Annotated in this window: 22 protein-coding genes; 12 read left to right on the top strand and 10 right to left on the bottom strand. The window is 74.7% G+C overall.

Annotated features, from left to right (window positions below):
- Positions 1 to 188 precede the first annotated feature (188 nt).
- The 7 genes from MQV74_RS00365 to MQV74_RS00335 all read left to right on the top strand — a co-directional run bounded on the left by MQV74_RS00365 (position 189) and on the right by MQV74_RS00335 (position 7,797).
- Complete coding sequence (locus tag MQV74_RS00365; RefSeq protein ID WP_242713976.1) at positions 189 to 671, top strand: carboxymuconolactone decarboxylase family protein; 483 nt, start codon at positions 189 to 191, stop codon at positions 669 to 671.
- Positions 672 to 763: 92 nt separating this feature from the next.
- Positions 764 to 1,345, top strand: coding sequence for a hypothetical protein (locus MQV74_RS00360; RefSeq protein WP_242713975.1), 582 nt, complete (start codon positions 764 to 766; stop codon positions 1,343 to 1,345).
- Complete coding sequence (locus tag MQV74_RS00355) at positions 1,342 to 2,496, top strand: FAD-dependent monooxygenase (protein WP_242713974.1); 1,155 nt, start codon at positions 1,342 to 1,344, stop codon at positions 2,494 to 2,496. The genes MQV74_RS00360 and MQV74_RS00355 overlap by 4 nt, the downstream gene beginning before the upstream one ends.
- Before the next feature lie 125 nt (positions 2,497 to 2,621).
- Complete coding sequence (locus tag MQV74_RS00350) at positions 2,622 to 3,620, top strand: aldo/keto reductase (RefSeq protein ID WP_242713973.1); 999 nt, start codon at positions 2,622 to 2,624, stop codon at positions 3,618 to 3,620.
- A gap of 87 nt (positions 3,621 to 3,707) precedes the next feature.
- Positions 3,708 to 5,249 (top strand): FAD-binding oxidoreductase, encoded by a 1,542-nt coding sequence (locus tag MQV74_RS00345; RefSeq protein WP_242713972.1) that lies wholly within the window; start codon positions 3,708 to 3,710, stop codon positions 5,247 to 5,249.
- Between the two features lie 126 nt (positions 5,250 to 5,375).
- A complete protein-coding gene (locus MQV74_RS00340; RefSeq protein ID WP_242713971.1) occupies positions 5,376 to 6,833 on the top strand; it encodes a lyase family protein in 1,458 nt (485 codons plus the stop codon).
- A gap of 178 nt (positions 6,834 to 7,011) precedes the next feature.
- Positions 7,012 to 7,797 (top strand): SDR family NAD(P)-dependent oxidoreductase, encoded by a 786-nt coding sequence (locus MQV74_RS00335; protein ID WP_242713970.1) that lies wholly within the window; start codon positions 7,012 to 7,014, stop codon positions 7,795 to 7,797.
- Positions 7,798 to 7,819: 22 nt separating this feature from the next.
- On the opposite strand, the gene MQV74_RS00330 is transcribed toward MQV74_RS00335, so the two are convergent.
- The 3 genes from MQV74_RS00330 to MQV74_RS00320 all read right to left on the bottom strand — a co-directional run bounded on the left by MQV74_RS00330 (position 7,820) and on the right by MQV74_RS00320 (position 11,793).
- Entirely contained in the window at positions 7,820 to 8,557 is a 738-nt protein-coding gene (locus tag MQV74_RS00330) for a GbsR/MarR family transcriptional regulator (RefSeq protein ID WP_242713969.1), read from the bottom strand.
- 488 nt (positions 8,558 to 9,045) lie between these two features.
- Complete coding sequence (locus tag MQV74_RS00325; RefSeq protein WP_242713968.1) at positions 9,046 to 9,522, bottom strand: (2Fe-2S)-binding protein; 477 nt, start codon at positions 9,520 to 9,522, stop codon at positions 9,046 to 9,048.
- A 54-nt stretch (positions 9,523 to 9,576) separates the two neighbouring features.
- Positions 9,577 to 11,793: a molybdopterin cofactor-binding domain-containing protein gene (locus MQV74_RS00320; RefSeq protein ID WP_374120561.1), complete on the bottom strand. Its 2,217-nt coding sequence runs from the start codon at positions 11,791 to 11,793 to the stop codon at positions 9,577 to 9,579.
- Between the two features lie 364 nt (positions 11,794 to 12,157).
- On the opposite strand from MQV74_RS00320, the gene MQV74_RS00315 reads away from it, so the two are divergent.
- Together MQV74_RS00315 and MQV74_RS00310 are read left to right on the top strand one after the other, a co-directional pair.
- The gene (locus tag MQV74_RS00315; protein ID WP_242728461.1) at positions 12,158 to 12,922 is read left to right on the top strand and encodes an ArsR/SmtB family transcription factor; all 765 of its coding nucleotides are present in this window, start codon (positions 12,158 to 12,160) and stop codon (positions 12,920 to 12,922) included.
- A 422-nt stretch (positions 12,923 to 13,344) separates the two neighbouring features.
- Positions 13,345 to 13,938 carry a TIGR03086 family metal-binding protein gene (locus tag MQV74_RS00310; RefSeq protein ID WP_242713966.1) on the top strand — a complete coding sequence of 198 codons (594 nt, stop codon included), beginning with the start codon at positions 13,345 to 13,347 and terminating at the stop codon, positions 13,936 to 13,938.
- Positions 13,939 to 13,968: 30 nt separating this feature from the next.
- Here the strand turns inward: MQV74_RS00310 and MQV74_RS00305 are convergent, their stop codons facing one another.
- From MQV74_RS00305 to MQV74_RS00295, 3 genes are read right to left on the bottom strand one after another with little or no spacing between them, the layout of a single operon-like run.
- The gene (locus MQV74_RS00305) at positions 13,969 to 14,445 is read right to left on the bottom strand and encodes a hypothetical protein (protein ID WP_242713965.1); all 477 of its coding nucleotides are present in this window, start codon (positions 14,443 to 14,445) and stop codon (positions 13,969 to 13,971) included.
- A 37-nt stretch (positions 14,446 to 14,482) separates the two neighbouring features.
- The gene (locus MQV74_RS00300; protein WP_242713964.1) at positions 14,483 to 15,190 is read right to left on the bottom strand and encodes a response regulator; all 708 of its coding nucleotides are present in this window, start codon (positions 15,188 to 15,190) and stop codon (positions 14,483 to 14,485) included.
- 22 nt (positions 15,191 to 15,212) lie between these two features.
- Entirely contained in the window at positions 15,213 to 16,427 is a 1,215-nt protein-coding gene (locus MQV74_RS00295; RefSeq protein ID WP_242713963.1) for a sensor histidine kinase, read from the bottom strand.
- A 175-nt stretch (positions 16,428 to 16,602) separates the two neighbouring features.
- On the opposite strand from MQV74_RS00295, the gene MQV74_RS00290 reads away from it, so the two are divergent.
- The 3 genes from MQV74_RS00290 to MQV74_RS00280 all read left to right on the top strand — a co-directional run bounded on the left by MQV74_RS00290 (position 16,603) and on the right by MQV74_RS00280 (position 18,003).
- Positions 16,603 to 16,752, top strand: a complete 150-nt coding sequence (locus MQV74_RS00290; protein ID WP_242713962.1) for a hypothetical protein — start codon at positions 16,603 to 16,605, stop codon at positions 16,750 to 16,752.
- 211 nt (positions 16,753 to 16,963) lie between these two features.
- Complete coding sequence (locus MQV74_RS00285; RefSeq protein ID WP_242713961.1) at positions 16,964 to 17,467, top strand: hypothetical protein; 504 nt, start codon at positions 16,964 to 16,966, stop codon at positions 17,465 to 17,467.
- On the top strand, positions 17,464 to 18,003 hold the full coding sequence (locus MQV74_RS00280) for a GNAT family N-acetyltransferase (RefSeq protein WP_242713960.1): 540 nt from the start codon (positions 17,464 to 17,466) through the stop codon (positions 18,001 to 18,003). The genes MQV74_RS00285 and MQV74_RS00280 overlap by 4 nt, the downstream gene beginning before the upstream one ends.
- A 424-nt stretch (positions 18,004 to 18,427) precedes the next feature.
- On the opposite strand, the gene MQV74_RS00275 is transcribed toward MQV74_RS00280, so the two are convergent.
- From MQV74_RS00275 to MQV74_RS00260, 4 genes are all read right to left on the bottom strand, one after another.
- Positions 18,428 to 18,844: a hypothetical protein gene (locus MQV74_RS00275; RefSeq protein WP_242713959.1), complete on the bottom strand. Its 417-nt coding sequence runs from the start codon at positions 18,842 to 18,844 to the stop codon at positions 18,428 to 18,430.
- Between the two features lie 266 nt (positions 18,845 to 19,110).
- Positions 19,111 to 19,407 carry a hypothetical protein gene (locus tag MQV74_RS00270; protein ID WP_242713958.1) on the bottom strand — a complete coding sequence of 99 codons (297 nt, stop codon included), beginning with the start codon at positions 19,405 to 19,407 and terminating at the stop codon, positions 19,111 to 19,113.
- Between the two features lie 117 nt (positions 19,408 to 19,524).
- Positions 19,525 to 20,322, bottom strand: coding sequence for a 3-oxoacyl-ACP reductase FabG (gene fabG / locus MQV74_RS00265; RefSeq protein ID WP_242713957.1), 798 nt, complete (start codon positions 20,320 to 20,322; stop codon positions 19,525 to 19,527).
- 170 nt (positions 20,323 to 20,492) lie between these two features.
- A complete protein-coding gene (locus tag MQV74_RS00260; protein WP_242713934.1) occupies positions 20,493 to 21,848 on the bottom strand; it encodes a tetratricopeptide repeat protein in 1,356 nt (451 codons plus the stop codon).
- Positions 21,849 to 21,916 lie beyond the last annotated feature (68 nt).

Below are 21,916 nucleotides of genomic sequence, written 5' to 3'. Positions count from 1 at the left end.
TCGGGCCCCCGGCCCCGGGCCGCCCCCCGGGCCACGGGCCCCGGCCCCGCTCGCCGGGCCCCCGGCCCCGGGCCCCGCTCGCCGGGCCCCGGCCCCCGGGCCGGATCACAGGCCGCCCCCGGCCAATGGCTGCGACAGTGGGAAGTCGCGCTTCCCCCGCCACCGGAACCCTTCCTACCGTGCAGGGCATGACCACTGCCGAGTCCTTCCCCCGCCTGAAGCTGTCCGAGCTGGCCCCCCAGGTCTACTCCGCCATGGGACGCCTGCACGCCACCGCGGAGAAGGCCGCCCAGGAAGCGGGACTCGAGCACTCCCTGCTCGAACTCGTCAAGATCCGCGCCTCGCAGATCAACGGCTGCGCCTTCTGCATCGACATGCACACCCTGGACGCCCGCGCCGCAGGCGAGCGCGAACAGCGCCTGTACGCCCTCAGCGCCTGGGAGGAGACCCCCTTCTTCACCGCCCGCGAACGCGCCGCCCTGGCCCTGACCGAAGCCGTGACCCTCATCCACACCGGCCACGTGCCCGACGACGTCTACCAGGCGGCCCTCAAGGAGTTCAGCGAGGCCGAAGTCGCCCAGCTCATCTGGGCCGCCGCGGTGATCAACGCCTACAACCGCATCGCCATCTCCACCCGCATGGTGCCCGGCAACTACACCCCCAAGGCCTGACACCCCAAGCCGCGCACCCCCACCGTGCCGCCGGCGCTCCCGGCCCCGGCCTTGGCCGCGCCGGGCGGCACCCGCGCTGAAAAGGGCCGCAGATGACCCGCCGCACCCCCTGCCACCCCGCCGAACAGCCCGCCCTGCTGCGCGCCCAGCAGTTCGCCGACCCCTTCACCCGGCGCCTGCTCACCCACCGCGGCTCCACCACCGCGCTGCTCGAACACCACCTGGGCGCGCCGCTGGCCCTGCGCCTGGTGGCCCAGCGGGTGCGGCGCACCGGCATGGAAGCCGCCCACCTGCTGCCCCTGCTCGGCCTGCGCGCCGACGAGCCCTGGCTGGTGCGCCGCACCGAACTGCGCCACGCCTCCCACGCGGCCGTCTCCCGCAACCTCGTCATGGGCCCCGTTCCCCGCCGCGCCGACCTGTGCACCATCCTCACCAGCACCACCGTCCCGCTGGGACGGGCCCTGGCCGAGCACCGCCTGCCCCAGTGCCGCCGCCTGCTGCGCGTGGGCTGCTCCCCGTGGCGGCCCCTGGCCACCACCGCCGCCTGGCGCGGCTACGTCGTACACGTCGATGACGAACAGCCCTTCTACGTGGAGGAGTTGTTCCACCCCGCCATCGCCCCGGCCCGCCTGCGCCCCGCCGTGCTCCCCGAGCCCGCCGCGGCGGTGCCATGAGCGAGGTCACCGTCGTCGGCGCCGGCCCGGTGGGCCTGGCCGCGGCCCTGGCCGCCCGCCACCACCGCCTGCCCGTCACCGTCCTGGAAGCCCACCCCGAACACCGCCCGCGCCCCGGCAGCCGCGCCATCTTCGTGCACCGCGCCACCCTGGACCTGCTCGATGCGATCGACCCCGGCCTGGGCCGCACCATCGCCCAGGAGGGCCTGACCTGGCGCACCCGGCGCACCCTGTGGCGCGGCCGGCCCGTCTACACGCGCACCTACCACGGCCCCGCCGACCGCATCCCCTTCACCAGCCTGCCCCAGACGGTGGTCGAGGACCTGCTGCGCACCGCCTGCCACCGGGCGGGCGCCGAGATCTGCTGGGACCAGCCCGTCACCGACATCCGCACCACCGCGCGCGCCGCGGAACTCATCACCGCGGGCGGCTACTGCCACCGCACCGGCTACGTCATCGCCGCCGACGGCGCCCGCTCCACCCTGCGCACCCGCCTGGGCATCCCCCTGAGGGGCACGACAGCTCCCACCGGCTTCGCCGTGGCCGACCTGACCGGCGAAGCCGGTGGCCTCACCCCCGCCCGCGTCTTCCACTACCGCCACCCCGCCGCCGGCGGCCGCAACGTACTGCTCGTGCCCTTCGCCGGCGGCTGGCGCGTGGACGTCCAGTGCCGCGACGGCCAGGAAGCCGCGGCATGGGCCGCCACCGCCGCCCGCTGGCTGCCCGACCTGCTCCCCGGCGCCCGCCCCGGCGACCTCTCCTGGTCCTCCGCCTACCGCTTCCACCAGAAGGTCGCCGCCTCCTTCACCGACCCCCACCACCGCGTGCTCCTGGCAGGCGAGGCGGCCCACCTGCTGCCCCCCTTCGGCGCGCGCGGCATGAACTCCGGCATCGCCGACGCCGTCGCCGCCGCCCGGGCCATCGCCGAGGCCACCCCCCAGGCCCTGGCGGGCTGCGCCCGCGCCCGGCGCGCCGCGGCCCAGGCCAACGTCCGCGCCGCCGCCGGCGCCCTGGCCCACCTCCAGGCCGCCCGGCCCCTGCGGCGCACCACCCAGCACGCCGCCGCCCTGCTCGCCCCCCGCGTCGCCCGCGCAGGACGCTGGCTGGACCACGCCCCCTTCGGCCCGCCCCTGCACACCGTCCACTACTGACGCCCCCTCACCACCCGGCCCCAAAAGCCGGGTTGGGCGACTTGCCACAGTAACCCCCTGCGTGTTGCCCCCCACCCGCGAGCACACCACGCTGTGCCGCATCCGACCCGCCAAGGAGAACCCCCGTGCTCCACCGCGCTCTTGGCACCACCGGCCCCCAGGTGTCCGCGCTGGGCCTGGGCTGCATGGGCATGTCCGCCCTCTACGGCCCCGCCGACCGCGACGAGTCCCTGGCCACCGTCCACGCCGCCCTCGACGCGGGCATCACCCTCCTGGACACCGGCGACTTCTACGGCATGGGCCACAACGAACTGCTCATCCGCGACGCCCTGCGCCACCACCGCCGCGACGAGGTCCAGCTGAGCGTGAAGTTCGGTGCCCTGCGCCGCCCCGACGGCACCTTCCTGGGCTACGACGGCCGCCCGGAGGCCGTCCACACCTCCCTGGCCTACTCCCTGCAGCGCCTGGGCACCGACCACATCGACGTCTACCGCATCGCCCGCTGCGACCCTCAGGTCCCCATCGAGGAGACCGTCGGCGCCATCAGCGAAGCCGTGAGCGCCGGATACGTGCGCCACATCGGCCTGTCCGAAGCCGGCTGCCAGAGCATCCGCCGGGCCGCGGCCGTCGCCCCCATCGCCGACCTGCAGATCGAGTACTCCCTGCTCGGCCGCGGCATCGAGGCCCACATCCTGCCGGTCTGCCGCGAACTGGGCATCGCCACCACCGCCTACGGCGTCCTGGCCCGCGGCCTGATCAGCGACAACTGGCCCCGTCACCGCGCCTTCACCCCCGACGACGTGCGCGGCCACACCCCCCGCTACACCGGCGCCAACGCCGAGTACAACCTCGACCTCGTCGACACCGTGCGCGCCCTGGCCAAGCAGCGCGGCGCCACCGTCGCCCAGACCGCCATCGCCTGGGCCCTGGCCAAGGGCCCCGACATCGTGCCCCTGATCGGCGCCCGCACCCGCGAACGCCTCGCCGAGGCCCTCGGCGCCCTGGATGCCCCCCTCAGCCCCGAGGAGCTCACCCGCATCGAGGAGGCCATCCCCGCCGACGCGGCCCGCGGCGACCGCTACCCGGCCGACCAGATGCGCTACCTCGCCCCCCACACCGCCTGACCGACCGCCACCACCCCCACCCCCTACGGACCTTCCGTACGGGCCCGTCACCTCCGCACCCCGCACACCGTCACGAAAGGGAACACCATGCCCACCAGAAGGGCCCTCCTGGGCGCCGGCGCGGGTATCGCCCTCGCCTCCTCCAGCACACTCCTGGTCGGCTCACCCCTGGCCCAGGCACGGCCCCGCCCGCCGCGCGGGCCCCGCACCAACTGGGGACAGCTGTGCGCGGCCCTCCAGGGCGACCTCATCCTGCCCGGCGACAGCCGCTACGACCGCGCCCGGCAGCTGGCCTCCGCCCAGTACGACCACCTGCGCCCGCAGGCCGTCGCCTACTGCGAGAGCGCCACCGACGTGGCCACCTGCATCCGCTTCGCCCAGGACAACGCCATCCACACCGCGATCCGCAGCGGCGGCCACAGCTTCACCGGCTGGTCCACCACCCAGGGCCTGGTCATCAACCTCACCCGCCTCAACTCGGTGCGCACCAGCGGCTCCACCGTCCACGTCGGGCCCGCCACCCAGATGGTCGACGTCGTCGCCCAGCTGGCCACCCACGGCCTGGCCGTGCCCGGCGGCTTCTGCCCCACGGTGTGCCCCGGCGGCTTCGTCACCGGCGGCGGCCACGGCTGGCAGCACCGCAAGTACGGGCCCGCCAGCGACCGCCTGGTCGGCGCCCAGGTCGTCCTGGCCGACGGCCGCATCGTCACCACCTCCGCCAAGCAGAACCCCGACCTGCTGTGGGCCCTGCGCGGGGGAGGCGGCGGCAACTTCGGCGTCATCACCGACTTCGAACTGGCCCCCACCCAGGTGCCCGTGGCCACCACCTTCACCCTCACCTGGGACTGGGCCAAGGCCCAGGACATGCTGGTGGGCTACCAGCAGTGGGCCCGCAACGCCGCTCCTGAGGTGGCCCCCGACGCCGTCCTGCTGCTGCCCGACGCCCGCCCCGGCGCCGTGCCCACCGCCATGGTCACCGGCGCCTACCTGGGCACCGCCGGCCCTCTGAAGGCCTCCCTGGACCAGCTGGTCTCCCTGGTCGGCAGCGCGCCCGCCTCCCGCGTCAGCGAGGAACTGCCCTACGACAAGGCGATGATGCAGCGCTTCGGCTGCTCCACCCTCACCACCCCCCAGTGCCACACCAGCGGCACCGCCCCCGGCGCGAGCCTGCCGCGCACCGCCTACACCAAGAACCGCGGCCGCATGTTCGCCCGCCCGCTGCCCGCCGGCGGCCTGAACGACCTGCTGGGCGCCTTCGAGGCCAACCGCAGCGGCGGACAGACCCGCGTCATCAGCCTGATGGCCCTGGGCGGCAACGCCAACCACGTCGCCTCCGACGCCACCGCCTACGTCCACCGCGACGCGGAGTTCACCTCCGTGTGCGGCATCGACCTGAGCACGCCGCAGCCCACCGCCGCGCAGGAGAAGGCCGCCCAGGACTGGGTCGACGGCTGCTTCGCCGCCATCGACCCGCACTCCAACGGCCGCGCCTACGTCAACTACCCCGACCCCAAGCTGGCCGACTTCGCCCAGGCCTACTACGGCACCAACCTGCCGCGCCTGACCCAGGTCAAGCGCCGCTACGACCCGCACGGCTTCTTCCGCTTCCCCCAGGCCATCACCCCCTGACCCCCGCCCCTGCCGCCCCCGGCCCGGGGGCGGCAGGACCTCCGGGCGCCCGCCCCCGCCGCCGCGGGCGGACGCCCGGCCCCCGCCCCGCCGCCGTTCGCCCCTCCCGCCCAGCGAGGTGCTCCCATGCCCGAACCCAGCGGGCCCGCCCCCGCCGCAGCGCCCCCGGCCCCCGCCCCGGACCCGCCCGGCGCCGCCCCGCCCCCGCCCGCCGAGGACACCGGCCTGCTGGCCCCCGTCCGCGCGGGCGTCCCGGCCGAGGAAGCCGTCACCGACCAGGCCTGGCTGCACGCGATGCTGGCCGCCGAGGCCGCCCTGGCCCGCGCCCAGGCGAGCCTGGGCACCATCCCCGCCCCGGCGGCGGCCGCCATCACCCGGGCCGCGGCCGCCACCCGCATCCAGCCGCGCCTGCTGGCCCTGGCCGCACGCGAGAGCGCCAACCCGGTCGTGCCGCTGGTCAAGGAGTTCACCCGCGAGGTCGCCGCCCTCGACCCCGCCGCCGCCGAACACGTCCACCGCGGCTCCACCAGCCAGGACATCCTCGACACCGCCACCATGCTGGTCACCGCACACGCGCTGCGCCTGATCCGCACCGACCTGCACCGCACCAGCCAGGCCCTGGCCCGCCTGGCCCGCACCCACCGCGACACCCTGGCCACCGCCCGCACCCTGGCCCTGCACGCCCTGCCCACCACCTTCGGCCTGAAGGCCGCCAGCTGGCGCCAGCTCGTCCAGGACGCCCTCACCCGCGTGGACCGCCTCCTGGACGGCGGCCTGCCCGTCTCCCTGGGCGGCGCCGCGGGCACCCTGGCCGGCTACCTCGAACACGCCACCGCCGGCGCCGACCCCGCCACCTACACCGAAGACCTCACCCTGGCCTTCGCCACCGAGACCGGACTTGCCACCCCCGACCTGCCCTGGCACAGCCTGCGCACCCCCATCGCGGACACCGCCTCCGTCCTGGCCTTCACCGCCGGCGCCCTCGGCAAGTTCGCCATCGACGTACAGACCCTCACCCGCACCGAGATCGGCGAGGTCACCGAACCCACCCGGCCCGGCCGCGGCAGCTCCTCGGCGATGCCGCACAAACGCAACCCCGTGCTGTCCACCCTGATCCGCAGCACCGCCCTGCAGGTGCCCGCCCTGGCCGCCACCCTCTTCCACTGCCTGCTCTCGGAGGACGAGCGCTCGGCCGGGGCCTGGCACGCCGAATGGCAGCCGCTGCGCGAGGCGCTGCGCCTGGTGGGCGGCGCCGCCCACACCGCGGCGGCCCTCGCCGAGGGCCTGCGCACCGACCCCGAGCGGATGCGCCACAACACCGGCCTCACCCAGGGCCGCATGCTGGCCGAACGCCTCGCCGCCGCCCTGAGCGCGCCGCTGGGCCGCGCCCGCGCCAAGTCGCTGCTCTCCCAGGCCTGCGACGAGGCCGCCCGCACCGGGCGCCCCCTGGCCGAGGTCCTGGCCGCCCGGCCCGAACTGGCCGCCCACCGCGCCCTGATCGCCCCGCTGCTGGACCCCGCCCACTACACCGGCGCCGCCGCCCCGCTGGTGGACCGGGCACTGCCCCGGCAGACGGACACCTGAGCTACCGACAGGTGATCCACCGACACCCGATCGAGCGCAGTCACCTCCTGCGGGCCCCGCCCGCACCGCCGCGCCCCTAGCCTGAGGTCTCCGCACCGCGCCCGCCCCTCTGCTCCGCCCGGGGGGCGGGCGCGGTGGAACACTCCCTGCCTGATTCAAGGAAGCGGACACCTCTTTCGTGGAACTGCACCTGAAGGACAAGGTCTTCCTGGTCACCGGAGCCTCCGCCGGGATCGGCGAGGCCACCGCCCGGCTGCTGGCCGCCGAGGGCGCGCAGGTCGTCACCGTCGCCCGCACCCCCCACACCCTCACCGGCCCGGGCCCGGCCATCGACTGCCTGAGCGCCGACCTCACCGACCCCGACGCCCCCGCCCGCCTCCTTGAGGCCGTCCTGGAGCGCCACCGGCACCTGGACGGCCTGGTGAACAACGTCGGCGGCCTCACCTCGCGCACCGGCTTCCTGGACGTGAGCGACGAGCAGTGGCTGCACAGCTTCGCGCTGAACTTCCACTCCGCGGTGCGCATGAGCCGGGCCGCCCTGCCCGCCCTGCTGGAGCGCGGGGCGGGCAGCATCGTCCACGTCGCCAGCGAGGCCGCCCGCTTCCCCGACGCCCCCGTCGTCGACTACGCCGCCGCCAAGACCGCGCTGCTGTCGGTCTCCAAGACCCTGGCCGCGGAGTTCGGCCCGCGCGGGGTGCGCTCCAACGTCGTCTCGCCCGGCCCCACCCGCACCGCCCTGTTCGACGCCCCCGGCGGCTTCGCCGACCAGCTCGCCGCCCGCTTCCAGCGCCCCCGCGAGGAAGCCGTCGACCACTTCGTGCGCGAGGTGCGCCGGCTGCCCACCGGCCGCATCGGCACCCCCGACGATGTCGCCCGTGTCATCGCCTACCTCCTCTCGCCGCTGGCCGGGCAGGTCACCGGCGCCGAATGGGCGGTGGACGGCGGCGCACTGCGCCAGCTGTGAACCGGCCCGCCGCGGCGCGGTGTTACTCCCGCCCGGCGGCGGGGGAGGCCGGGGCCCGCCACTGCTGCATCGAGCGGATGATGCTGTGACTGACGTGGTCCAGCAGCAGGCCCATCTCCCGCAGCCGCGTCCCGGCGGGCGTGTCGGCGCCCAGGATGCCCGCGCCCTCGTACGCGGTCTGCGCCAGGGCGGCGTTGCGCCGCAGATTGCCCAGGATGGCGCGGTGCATCACGTCGTCGTCGATCACGTACCGGTCGTGGCGGCGGCCCGCGTCGCGCTCGCGGCGCACGATCTCCTGCTGCTCGAGCTGGCCGATGGCCTTGGAGACCGAGGCCGGGCTCACCTGCAGGCGCCGCGCCAGGTCGGCGGCGGTGACACTGCCGGAGTCGGTGACGCACAGGCAGGCCAGCACGCGCGAGACCATCCCCTGCAGCCCGATGCCGACCAGGAACCGCACCAGCTGCTGCTCGAAGTCGCGCACCGCCTGGACATCGCGGCCATAGCCGTGGTCCTGGGCATCGGGCACCGAGGGCCGCGCCGCGCCCGCCGCGGGGGGCCTGCCGCGCCGCGCCCGGCGCCCGGCCGCGTGGTGGGCGCGGTCGGCCCGGTACTCGCGGGGGCCGCCGTTGCGCATCACCTCCCGGGTCACGGTCGACGTCGGCCGCTTAAGGCGTTTGGCGATCTCGGTGTACGAAAGCCCGTCGGCCATCCCCGCCGCGATGAGCCGGCGGTCCTGCTGCGTCAGTCTGATTCCTGGCATTGGATGGTCACCTCGTGCGCTGGGTGTGCGGTGGCCAGTGTGCGTTCAGATACAGCTCGTTGCAAAGCACGAATCAGCCACCCATTGCATTAACCAGCAGGCCCTTTGCAAGAGTTTCCCCCCGCTGAACTGGGCACCCACCCCCTATGGGCCACCTCATCCGTTGACCCGAAAATGAACGCAACATAGCGTTTTCCCTAGGTTGAAGACCCCCGCGGCGCACCGGCGCGGCCCGGCCCCGCCGGGGGGGGGCGCCGCTCGCCCGGCCGCCGGGATGCGCCCCGCACAAGGAAAGGCCCCCTCCGGGTGGAGGGGGCCTTTCCTGTGGAGCGCCCGGCAGGCCTTGCACCTGCATTTCCCATCGGATGATGGACGTCTTTCCTTGGACCACAGACGCGTGACTCCCGTGCCCTGCACCGGAGTTACGTGAAGATCATACACCGGCCGCGGGCCCGCCCGCGCCACCGCGCCAGGCGCCGGCCGCGGCCTCACATCCGCTCGGCGCCGGCCCGGATCGCCTCGCGGATGCGCACGTACGTACCGCAGCGGCAGATGTTGCGGATGGCGTCCAGGTCGGCGTCGGTGACGGCGCGGCCCTCCTGGGCGAGGCGGCGCACCAGGGCCACGGCGGTCATGATCTGGCCGGGCTGGCAGTAGCCGCACTGGGCCACGTCCTGCTCGAGCCAGGCCTGCTGCATCGGGTGCAGCTCGGCGTCCACGGTGGCGGCCAGGCCCTCGATGGTGGTGACCTCGTCGTCGGGGGTGAGGTCCTTGACCGGGATGGCGCAGGGGTTGGCCGCCTTGCCGTTGAGGTGGCTGGTGCAGGCCTTGCAGACGTTGATGCCGCAGCCGTACTTCGGCCCGGTCACGCCCAGGAGGTCGCGCAGCACCCACAACAGCCGCTCGTCATCGGCGGCTTCGACGGTGACCTGCTCGCCGTTGAGGCGAAACGTGTGCTCAGGCACGACAGACTCCTTGGGGTGGCGGCCCTGTGCGGGCCGGGGGCGGGGCGGGCCGGTTCAGCGGACGTGGTCCAGGCCGTCGGTGGGCGAGGCCGGAACGGGCGGCACGGTCGGCTTGGGGGTGAAGGAGAGCGTGCCGTGGTTGATGGGGAAGCGGGTGGGCATGGTGCCCGTGGCCCGCCCATAAGCGCAGGCGACGGCGGCCATGGAGGCGGCCACGCCCAGCTCCCCGGCGCCGCCCACCTCGCCGCCGGTGGACGGCATGACCAGGACCTTCAGCTCCAGGGGGGTGTTCCACTGCCGGGTGTAGAAGTAGTTGTCCCAGCTCGCCTCGAGGAAGTGCCCCTCGCGCAGGTGCAGGCTGGAGGTCAGCACCTGGGCGATGCCGTCCATGACGCCGCCCATCATCTGTGCTTCCAGGCCGCGCGGGTTGACGGCCAGGCCGACGTCCACGGCGACGACGGCCTTGGTGACGCGCGGCCCGCTCACCCCGTCACGCACGGGCCTGTTGACCGTTTCGGGGCGGCAGTCGATCTCGACGAGGACGGCGCTGGCCGAGCGGTACTCGCTGTGGAAGGCGATGCCCTGCGCGGTGCCGGCGGGCATCGGGCGTCCCCAGCCGCCGGCCTCGGCCGCCTTGGCCAGCACGGCCCTAAAGCGCTTGTCGCGCAGCAGGCCGCGCCGGAAGGCGAAGGGGTCCTGGCGCAGCTTCGCGGCGAGCTCGTCGATGATGAGCTCGCGCGCGCACACGACGTCGGGGGAGTAGACCCCGCGCATGCTGCCGGTGTTGAAGCCCTTGCCCCTCTCGCTCAGCAGCCGGCTGTGCACCCCGACGTCGTAGGGCATGGACTGGGTGAGGTGGAAGAAGGTCTGGGAGAACGCGGCGTCGCCCACCGGCAGCTTCGCGGCCAGGGCGGTGAAGACCTCGCCGAGCCCGTGGCCGAAGTCGGTGGCGACGCTGGTGTGGCGCTGCTGGTAGCTGAGCACCGCGCCGCCGGCGTAGGCGGCCCGCACCCGGGAGGTGGCCATGGGGTGGGTGCGGCCCTGGCGGGCGTCGTCGGCCCGGTGCCACATGAGTTTGACCGGCTTGCCGAAGGCCTGGGAGATCTCGGCGGCTTCCAGCGCGGCGTCCAGGAACAGCTTGCGCCCGAACGACCCGCCGCCCTCGGTGACGTGCACGGTCACGGCGCTGGGGGCGAGCCCCAGGCGGGCCGCGATGGCCTGCTTGGCGACGATCGGCGCTTTGAGGCCCGACCAGATCTCCGCCCGGTCCGGCCGCACGTCGGCGATCGCGCAGTTGGGCTCAAGGGCGCTGTTGCCGCGGAAGTGGAAGGTGAAGCGGGCCTCCACCGTCGGCGTCAGCGCGGGCAGCCCCAGCGGAAGTTCCGCCTCCTTGAGCTCCTGGAGCACCGACTCGTCGGAGGCGCCGTCCACGCTGCCGGGCTTCCACACCACCCGCAGCGCCCGCACGGCCTCGATGCACTGCCCGAAGGTCCGGGCGCGCACCGCGACCCCGGTGGAGATGACGCCGACATCGGTGACACCCGTCATGGCGCGCACCTGTGCGAGGTTGGCCACCGATGCCACGGTGCCGTTGATGGTCGGCGCCCGGCACACCATGGCCGGCTGGGCGCCGGGCACCTTGAGGTCCATCGCGAACTTCTTGCGGCCCGTCACCGCGGCGAGCGCGTCGATGCGGTTGTGCGGCCGGCCGATGACGGTGAAGTCCGCACGGTCCTTGAGGTCCACCCACGCGCGCCGCACCGTGAGGCTCGCCGCCTTGGCCGCGAGCGCGCCGATGCCGATGCCGGTGCCCGCGCCGTCGGTGACGGTGCCCGCCCGCAGGGTGAGACCGGCGAGCGGGGCGCGCAGTTCGGCGGCCGCGGCCCGCAGCAGCCGCTCGCGGGCGACGGCGGCGGCCACCCGGATGGGCAGATAGGTGGAGATGGTGGTGTTGGAGGCGCCGGTGAGCTGGTTGAACACCAGCTCCGGCCGCGCGTCGGCCAGGGTGACGCGCACCCGCTCCAGGGGCACGTCCAGTTCCTCGGCGATCAGCATCGCCGTCGACGTGGTGATGCCCTGGCCGACCTCGGCGCGCGGCAGTGCGAAGGAGACCGTGCCGTCGGCGTGCACCTCGACCGTGATCAGGTTCGAGGTCGGCAGTGCGGCGGTGGTCATCACGTCGTTGAGGTCCACCAGTTCGGTGATGTCCGCCTCGGCCGCGGGCGCCGCCCCCAGCTCGGCGGCGGTCACCAGGGTGGGAGCGGCCAGCACGAACCCCAGAAACCGCCGCCGTCCCACCCCCTGCCCGCCCGCCGGCTCAACTCCCGCCCCGGCCGCGCCTGTTCCCCTCCGGCGTGAACGCATCCCACATCCCCTCCCGGCGCCCGCACAGACCGGCACCCGTGCCCCTCGCGAAGATCAAGGCGAACTCTACGTCGCCCACTCGATCACCGAGCGTGCCCCCACGGCCCACCGGGAACAAGAGCCGCGGCAGCCACTGTTGCGCACGGGCGCGCGGCCCGGAGGCGGCGGGCCGGGGGAGCGGACAGCCGCGAAGCGAACACGCAGGGTAGTGGCATGCTCACCATTTGACATGCAAGGAAATGCTTGCATTACTGGAGGGGTGAACGATGACATGGACAAGGTCTTCAAGGCCCTGTCCGACACGACCCGCCGGCTCCTCCTGGACCGCCTGCACGAGGACAACGGCCAGAGCCTGGGCGGGCTCTGCGCCGGCCTGGAGATGTCCCGCCAGGCCGCGACCCAGCACCTGGCCCTGCTGGAGGCCGCCAACCTCGTCACCACCGTCAGACGAGGCCGGGAAAAGCTCCACTACCTCAACCCCGTCCCCATCCACGCCCTCCAGGAGCGGTGGATCGACAAGTTCGACCGCCCCCGCCTCGCCGCGCTGGGCGCCCTGAAACAGAAAGCGGAAAGCGCCATGACCACCCCCCACACCGCCAAGCCCGACTTCGTGTACACCACCTACATCGAAGCCACCCCGCAGAAGGTCTGGCAGGCCCTGACCGACGCCGACATCACAGCCGCCTACTGGGGCCACCACAACGTCTCCGACTGGCAGCCCGGCTCCGCTTGGGAACACCGCCGCACCGACGGCAGCGGCGTCGCCGACGTGATCGGCACCGTCGTCGAGGCCACCGCGCCCACCCGCCTGGTCGTCACCTGGGCGAGCCCCGGCGACGAACGCCCCGAGGGACCCTCCACGGTCACCTTCGACCTGAAGCCGCTCGGCGGCACCGTCCAGCTCACCGTGACCCACGAGAACCTGCGCGACGACGCCGAGCGGCGCCAGGCCGCGGGCGGCTGGTCCGCGGTCCTGTCCAACCTCAAGACCTACCTGGAAACCGGCAAACTCCTGCCGCTGCCCGCCTGGTCCTGACCCCCACGGCCTCTCCCGAGATGCCCACGGCGTCCCGCGCGCCCCACGGCCCCCTGAGGCGCCCCCGTGACCCCCGAGCTCCGCATCCGCCCGCAGGCGCCGCACCGTCCCCCGCAGGCGCCGCACCGTCCCCCGGGGCTCCGCACCCGCCCCCGGGCTGCGCCCTCGCCCGGGGGCGCCGCACCCGCTCTGGAACACCCCACCGCTCCCAAGACGGCCCACCGTCCCCGAAGTGCCCCCACCGCCCCCGAGGCCGCGCCCCGCCCTGGGGCGCCCCACCACCCCTGAGGCGGCGCACCGCCCTCCACGTCGCCCCTGCGCCTGGCAACGCCCCTGCACCCCACGGCACTTCCACACCCCGCAGCACCCCCACGCCCTGCGGCCCCCCCGGGGGGCAGCACCCCCACCCAAGGAACACCACCATGTCCCCCTCCGCCCCGGCCACCCGCTTCCGCCGTACCGCCGACGGATTCGCCGCCCGCCTCGCCGCCGTCCCCGCCGACCGCTGGGGCGCGCCCAGCCCCTGCCCCCGGTGGAGCGCCCGCGACGTCGCCGTCCACGTGATCAACGAGTCCCGGCGCATCCTCGCCACCGTCCACGGCGACGAACCTGTGCCCCTGCACGGCGTCGCCGTCGCCGGCATGGGCGGCCTGCCCCGCCTCGCCCCCGACGCCGACCTCCAGGCCGCGTGGAAGGAGATCGCCGACGGCCTCACGGCCGCCATCGACGACCCCGCCTGCCTGCGCGCCCAGATGCCCACCTTCGCCGGCCCGCAGCCCTTCGCCGACATCGTGGAGACCCTGCCGGAAGACGTCCTGATCCACACCTGGGACCTTGCCCGCGCCACCGGCGGCGACGAGCGCCTGGACCCCGACGTCGTCGCCCACGTCCACGCCCACCTCGAGCCGATGGACGAAGCGCTGCGCCAGCCCTGGGCCTTCGGCCCCAAGGTGCCCGTGCCGCCGGGCGCCGACGCGCAGACCGCCTTCCTGTGCTTCGTCGGCCGCCGCCCCTGAACCCCGCCGGCACGGCGCACCGCGGCGGGCTCACCCCAGGCACTCCTCGGCGAGCCCGCCGCCGAACACCCGGCGCGCGTGGGTCCGCATCCGCGGGCCGTACGCCCGGTCGTCGCCCGGCGCCGAACAGCCGCGCCCCGCGCGGGTGATGAGCCCGGCCGTGTCCGCCAGATGCACATCCAGGCCCGGGTACATCGGCTCAATGCGGGGGAGGCCGCCGATGCCGAGCGCGAACACCGGGTACGCGCCGTACTCGTCGACGGCGCCGGTGGCCAGGACCCGGCGGGAGCCGGATCCGCCCGGCAGCAGGAAGCACTCCTCGAAGCGGGCCGGCAGCGGCTCGTAACACGCCGCCCACCCGTCGCCGAACTCCTCGCGCGCGAGGCGGCCGAGCGTGCGCGGCGTGAAGCTGTGCCCGGGCCCGAACCAGCCGAAGCGGCGCAGCAGTTCGCTGTCGAAGGCCAGCCGACGGCGCAGGCCCGGCGCCGTCCGCGACCGGCCGGGCACCCCCAGGCACCGCGCACCCGCCGGGCCCCGGCCCGGCTCAGCCCCCGGTACCCCGCGACGGCAGCGCCGCCTGCGCGCCGTGCAGGCCGCTGCGCCAGGCCCAGGCCGCGATCTCGACGCGGTTGCGGGCGCCGAGCTTGCGCTGGATGTTGCCCAGGTGCGTCTTGACCGTCGACAAGGTGACGTACATCGCCGCGGCCACCTCCTCGTTGGTGCACCCCCGCGCCACCATGGACACCACGTCCTGCTCGCGCGGGGTGAGCGGGCCCTGCGCCCGGTCGGCGGGCCGGGGCAGTGCCGCGGTGCCCGCGGCGGTACCCGGTGCCATCGCCCGCAGCAGGCGGACGGTGACGGAAGGCGATATCAGGGCATCGCCCACCGCGGCCGCGCGCACGGCCTCCACCAGCAGCGCAGGCGAGCAGTCCTTCAGCAGGAAGCCGCAGGCGCCGTAGGACAGGGCCCGGTGGACGTACTCGTCGAGGTCGAAGGTGGTGGCGATGACCACCTTCAGCGGCTCGGCCACCTCCGGCCCCGCCAGCAGCCGGGTGGCCTCCAGACCGTCGGTGCCGGGCATGCGGATGTCCAGGACACACACGTCCGGCCGCAGCCGGCGGGCCTCGGCCACCGCTGACACCCCGTCAGCGGCTTCCCCCACGACCTGGATGTCGGGCTGCGAGTCGAGGATCATGCGGTACGCGGCACGCAGCGTGGCCTGGTCATCGGCCAGCAGGACACGGATGTTCATGCCGCTCATGCTGTCAGGCGTCTCAGCCCGGTCCAGGCGGCGCCACCGCCGCCAGGGGGATCTCGGCGTGCAGCTGCCAGCCCGGGCCCGGCCGCGGCCCGGCCTGCAGCTTCCCGCCCAGGGCCGCCACGCGCTCGCCCAGACCGGTCAGGCCCACGCCCCGGTGCCCGGCGGGCGCCGGACGCCGCCGGGCACCGGGGGCGTCGTCGCTGACGCACACCGCCACCCCCGGGGCGCTGCCGCCGGTGCGGCGCACGTCCACGCTCACCGCCGTGGCCCCGGCCGCGTGCTTGCGGACATTGGTCAGGCTCTCCTGGACGACCCGGTGGACCACGGCCCCCACGTGGTCGGGCGGCGGGTCCACGGCCAGGGTGGGATCCACCGTCAGCGTGACGGCCGGACCCGCCCCGGCCGCCGTGGCCACCAGCGTGCGCAGGTCGTCCAGGCCGTGCACCGGCCGCACCGGCGGACCCTGGTGACGCCGCATCACCCCCACCATCGCGCGCATGGCCCCCAGCGCCTCGGCGCCCGCCGACTCGATCCGGGCAAGGGCCGCATCCAGCTGCCGCGCGCCGGGCGGCTGCCCGGTGGCGGCCAAAAACCGCAGCGCCTTGGTCTGCGCGGCGACCGCCGTGATGTGGTGACCGACGAAGTCGTGCAGCTCACGCGCGTACTCCAGGCGCTGCGCCTGCAGATGGTGCTCCCGCTCCCGCTCCCGCGCACCGTCCAGCAGCCGCACATACAGCCCCAGCAGCACCATCGACACCCCGGCCAGCGCGAAGAACGGCACCCCGTAGGCACTGACCTTGCCGTACTCGTAGCCGGGCAGCCGCAGCAGCACCAGCGGCGCGGTCAGCCACGCCCCGGCGGCAAGCACCGGCGCGCGCACGACGCCGAGATGACGCACCGCCCGCGGCATCAACAGCAGCAGCGCCCCCATCTCCACCAGCCCCGGAATGTGCTCCGGGCGCTGGGACAGCCGCATGGTGAGCACCGACAGCGCACACGAGAGGACCACCGCCGCCGTGCCCGCCCGCCACAGCCACCGCGCGGGCACCACCAGCCCCGCCACGGCCAGGACACCGCTCACCACGGTCGCCACCCCGGTGGGCCAGAACCCGGTGTCCAGGCCCTCCGTGACGATCACCGCCAGCACCACGGCGCCCCCGGCCCCCGCGGCCGCCCGGCGCGGCAGCGACCAGGTCCCCGTGGAGCGGCGCGCCAAAAGATCGATCATGACGGTCACCGTACGGTGCCCCCGCGCGGCCCTGCCTCCCCCTTTCGGCCGACCACACCCCCGCCCTGGGGCATCAGACCTTCAGCCGATCCCCCACCTCACCCCACCAGGCACAATCGGCATAGCCACCGGCCTTGTGGGCGGTGGCTATCCTCATCCACCCAGAGAAACAACCATGACTGAACACCCTCTCCGCCGCTGGCTCACCCGCCTCACCGTGCTCGTCTCCTGCCTGCCCTACGCACTGGTCCTGCTCAGCCAGGAACGAAAAGACCGCCGCGCCGCCCGCCACCACACCCGCCGCGACACCGGCAACACCCGCTGACCACCGGGCCCCTCCAGGGAGGGGCGGACCGACCTGCCGGACCTGGGGGAGCGGCTGGAGCAGACCTACGCCCTCCCAGACGTACGCCGCATGGGAGACGCTGGTCGCCGACCTGCCGTTGGGCGGTGGCCCGGGGCCGCAGACCCTCGTACTGAAGACGAACACGGCACCGATCCGGCAGACCGGCCCCTGGGCGGTGCCGGCGCACCGCGTGGCCGAGCGCCAGATGCTGAACATCCTGCTCGACTTCACCCAAGCCGCCTGCCCGCACCGCGAGGTGACCCTGGAGGCGACCTGCGGCACGGGCACCGTCCAGGCCGTGGTGCCCCCGGGCCGGACGGTACGCATCGACCCGGCGAGCACCAACACCGCGCACATCACCCACCAGGCAACCGGTCCCGCAGACCCCACCGCCCCGGTCCTGACAGGGCTCGGCCACCTCAGGATCCGGGCACATCAAGATCAAACGGCCCCGCAGGCAGCGGCACGACGGCCACCGGGACCCACCCGCCCGCGCGGTGGGGGCATCACGGGCAGCCCCCAACAGCGGTGGCCCGCCCGGGCGATGCAGCACACGCGCCGCAGCGGCGACCAGCGGCGCGCCCCGGCACCCCTGCCGGGCCCGGCCCTGGCGCGAAAACACCCCGACCGGCGCGCGGCCGCCCCGCACCGCGGCAGGCGATGTCAGTGCGTCCTGCCAGACTCCGCGCCATGACCACCGACTCCTTCCACCTGCACCAAGTCGCCTCGGCCCGGGACATCGACGCGCATGTGCGCCAGGCCCTGCTCGAGTGCTGGGCCGATGTCACCAACGACGGCGGCGCCGCGGGCTTCCCCTTACCGCCCCTCAACACCCAGCAGGCCGCGTCCGCCCTGGATGCCATCATCGAGGGCCTGGCCCCGCACACGTCCCGCCTGCTGACCGCCTGGGACGGCGGCGAACTGGTCGGCTGGCTGCACCTGCGCCGCGACGCCTCGCCCCTCACCGCCCACTGGGGGACCGTGCACCACGTGCAGACCCACCCCAGCATGCGCGGCCGGGGCATCGGCGCCGCCCTGACCGAACACGCCCACCACATCGCGGCCACCGAGATGGGCCTTGAGCAACTGCACCTGGCCGCGCGCGCCGGAGCGGGCCTGGAGACCTTCTACGCGCGCCTGGGCTGGCAGGAGATCGGCCGCTGGCCCAAAGCCCTGCGCCTGGCCCCCGGAGACGACCGCGACGAAATCCTCATGCTCCTGCACCTGTAACCCCCGCCCGGCGACGGACACCCCACCCGGCCAACGCGCCACCGGGCCACCCACGACACGGCGACCCCCGCCCTGCGCGGAGGCAACCGCACGCCGACGAGCCGCAGATCAGCCCCGAGCGGATGAGCCCCGGACGAAGGGACACGCAACCCGATGTCGCTGCACGAGATCGAGGACCTGGTCACGGACTCCGTACGCGTCCTGGACGGCCACGCCGAGCCGGGCGGCCCGCGCGTGCGGGGCCGGTTCGCGGCGCTGTACGCCTTCCAGAGCGCCCCGACCACGCCGAGCGGACCGACTGCCTCGCCGCGCAGTGGCCGTGAGCCCGCGGCGGACGGCACAGTCCTCCACCACACAGGCGCACCTCACGGCGCGGGTGCGCCACGGCTCGCGGGAACACCCCGTCGGCGCTGCCGGGGCCCGGTCAGGCGGCGTCGAGGGCGTCGGTGATCTTGCGGGCCATGGCGGTCGGCGCGGGGCCGGGCTCGGCGCGGTGCGCGCGGGCGGCGGCCTGCACGGCGATGGTCACGGTGGTGCGGAAGTTGGCGGCTTCGGCGGGGGAGTGCCGCTGGAGCAGTTCCATCGCTGCGGTGAGGGCGGGCAGTACGTGCTCGGCGAGTGCGGCGGTGGTGGTGCCGTCGAGGTGGGCGATGGGGGTCTTCTCGGCGAGGACGTGTCCGACCTGCCCGGTGGCGGAGGTCAGGGCGATGGTGCCCTGGGTGGCGGTCTTGTGGGGCTTTCCGGCGGCATCCGCGGCGGCCATGAGGCAGACGGCGCCGTAGGCGGCGGTGCGCAGGGTGTTCTTGTCCTGGTCAGTGAGGGCGGCGAGGGTGAGAGACATGAGGTGCTCCTTTAAGGGGATCGGGCCGGTGGCGGGGCCGCCGGGCCGGTGCTTGATGTCTCTACGATCTCCGCCGCGGCTGTCAGCGGCCTGACACCCCGCTGACACGGCCCCTGACACCGACGGCCGCCACCCACACCCCCGCGAGCCCGCCACACAGCCGGGCACCCGCCCGCCCAGGGCGACCGTACGGGCGCCGCGCCTTGGCCCCCCCGCATCAGCGCAAGCAGCCCCCGCGCCCCTCGCGGGGGTGATCTGCCGGTGGGCTAGCGCAGTTTGCCGCGTCCGCCGCCGGGTGCGGCGGCGGCCCGGCGGCCACGGGCGGGGCGGCGGTGCAGCCGTGGCCGGCGCGGCTGGCCCTCCAGGCCGACGGCGCGCCGGGCGAGCTCGCCGAGCTTGTCCTGCGGCAGGCCGCAGAGCGCGACGGCCTCGCGGACGGCGGCGGCGCAGCCGGGCCCGGTGCAGTGCGCGGGCGAGGCGGTCAGGCCGAGGCAGGGGTAGGCCATGTCCTCGGGGGGCAGGTAGAGGGCCGCGCACCCGATGCACACGTAGATCGATCGCATGGCTCTGCCTCTCCTCACCTCGCAGCGGGGCCTGTTGAGCAGGATGCCCGACAGGCCCCGCCGGTGTCAGGCGGCCCGGACGACCTCACTCGCCGTCACGCCACACGCCGGGGCCGCTCACGCGGTGGTGGTGAGCGCGTCGAGGGATTCCGGCAGGGTCTGGCCGCCGTCGATGGTGAGGCTCTGGCCGGTGATGAACGCGGCTTCGTCGGAGGCGAGGAAGAGCACCGCGTGGGCGATGTCGGAGCTCTCGCCGATCCGGCCCAGGGGGATGGAGGAGGTCATGCGCCGCAGGTAGTCCTCGCCCATCGCGTCCAGGCCCTCGGTGCGGACGTTGCCGGGCAGTACGGCGTTGACGGTGATGCCCTGCGGAGCGAGCTCCAGGGCCGCGCCGCGCAGGAAGCCGAGCTGGCCCGCCTTGCTCGCGCCGTAGTGGGACCAGCCCGGAAAGCCGGTGGCCGGGCCGGTGATGGAGGAGGTGAGGACGATGCGGCCGTGCCCGGCGCGCTCCATCGCGGGCAGGCAGGCCCGCACCGCGAGCATCGAGCCGCGCAGGTTGACCTGAAGGACCTCGTCGATGTCGGCGGCCGTCAGCGCGCGCAGCGGCTTCTCGGGGAAGATCCCGGCGTTCGCGCACAGCACGTCGACGTGCCCGTGACGGCGTTCGGCCTCCGCGGCCATCGCCTCGATCGCCTCCGGGTCACGCAGGTCCACGCCCAGGCCGCACACCTGGCCGCCGGTGGCCCGGGCCAGGTCGCCGGCGGCCTTCGCGGCGGCCGCGGCGTCCCGCCCGGTGAGCGCCACGGCCGCGCCCTGCCGGGCGAAGAGCTCCGCGATGCCGCGTCCGATGCCGCGCGTTCCGCCGGTCACGATGACGGACCGGTCCTGCCAGATGGTGCCGGGGGTGAAGCTCATGCGGGGGAGTACCTCGCCGTCCTTGGTCGCCTTGTGCCTGCCTGCCTGCCTGCCCGACCGGTCGGCCCGGCGGGCAAGGCCACCGTAGGGGGAGCTCCCGCCCCAGGGCCTGCATTCAGCCGTGCCGCACACCCCCGCCGGCGGAGGGGAAGCCCAAGGACGGACAACGCTCACCCGCGGCCCGGCTGCTGCGCGGCCGTCAGGCGTGCCCACGCCTGCTGGTTGTAGGGGCAGCGCGAGCGCAGGCTGATGCGTTCGCTCAGCAGCGCGCGGCCCAGGTCGTAGGCGCCCGCGTGCAAGACGGCCTCGACGAGGGTCTTGTGCAGGGCGTCCCGCTGGGCGTGGCTGCCGCCGAACTCCTGGAAGCGGTAGCGCAGCGGCAGCAGCAGGTCCACCACGTCGGCGTAGCGCCGCTGCCCGTACGCCACCAGGGCCCGGCACACCGGAAGGCCGATCTCGGCGGTCATCGCCACGTTGGACGGCCCCGCGCCGGCCTCGCGCAGCCACCGCTCCCGCTCGCCGATGAGCTGCTGGGCGTCGCCGATGCGTCCGGCCCCGACGTAGGCCATGACGGCGTGGACGTCGTTGAAGGCGTAGTGGGGCCCGTCGCCCCGGCGCGCCCACGCCTCGGCGAGCGCGGGCCAGCGGCCACCGGTGTCGGTGCCCGCCAGCTGCAGGCGCCACAGCAGCGCGGCCGCGTCCAGGAGCTCCATCGCCGCGCCGGGGGAGCCCTCGTGGTGCAGGGCGGCGTCGTAGACGGCCAGGACCTTGTCGGTGCGCCCCGTCTCCAGCAGGTACAGGGCGTAGTGCCACCAGTTGTGCACGTTCAGGTAGTTCCCGGCCGACCAGGCCTCGGTGCGGGCGTCGAGGTAGCCGATGCCGTCCTCGTGCCGTCCTTGCATCTCGTAGGCGTGGACGACGGCGTGGATGCCCCACACGTCGCGGGCGTTGCGTTCGACGGCCTCCAGGCCGACCTGTTCGGCCAGGGCGTAGTGCCCGCACTCCTCCAGGCCGAAGGCGTACATGCCCTGCAGCAGGCCGTAGTGCGGGTCGTCGCGGTCCCAGGAGGCCAGGGCGCCGCCGATGCGGTCGCGCAGGAGGACGGCGTTGCCGGTGAAGAAGTCGATCTGGTGGCCGACGGCCAGGGCGAGGATGTCCTTGGGGTGGGCCACCGTGAGTTCGCCGAGCAGCCGGCCCGCCCGGTGCAGGTCACCGGCCAGCCAGGCGGAGGCGGCCTCGGCGTGCAGGCGCTCGCGCACGCTCAGGCCCTCCAGCGGCACGTGCCGGTAAAACGTCCGGAACGCTGCGGCCCCTTCGGCCGCGTCCTTCTCCTCCGTGCCGAGCAGGGCGAGGTAGGCGCGCAGGACGTGGCCCATGGCGGAGCGGGGCGAGGCCTCAAGGACGGCCCCGGTCTGCCCGGACACCTCCTCGCGGAAGAACAGAAGGTCCTCCAGGGCCTTCTCGTAGTGCCGCACCGCTGCGGCGCCGGTGTCCGTCATCACCTGGCCGTGCCGGTCCACGCTCACCCTGTCCGCCTCCCGAAGGCCGCCCGCGAGAACCCTGCCCCGCCCGGGGGGAGCGGACACCACGGCAC

This window comes from Streptomyces sp. AN091965, from assembly GCF_022698285.1.
Classification (GTDB): Bacteria; Actinomycetota; Actinomycetes; order Streptomycetales; family Streptomycetaceae; genus Streptomyces.
The sequence above is the reverse complement of the archived record's forward strand: the minus strand, read 5'-3'. Positions and strand labels throughout refer to the sequence as shown.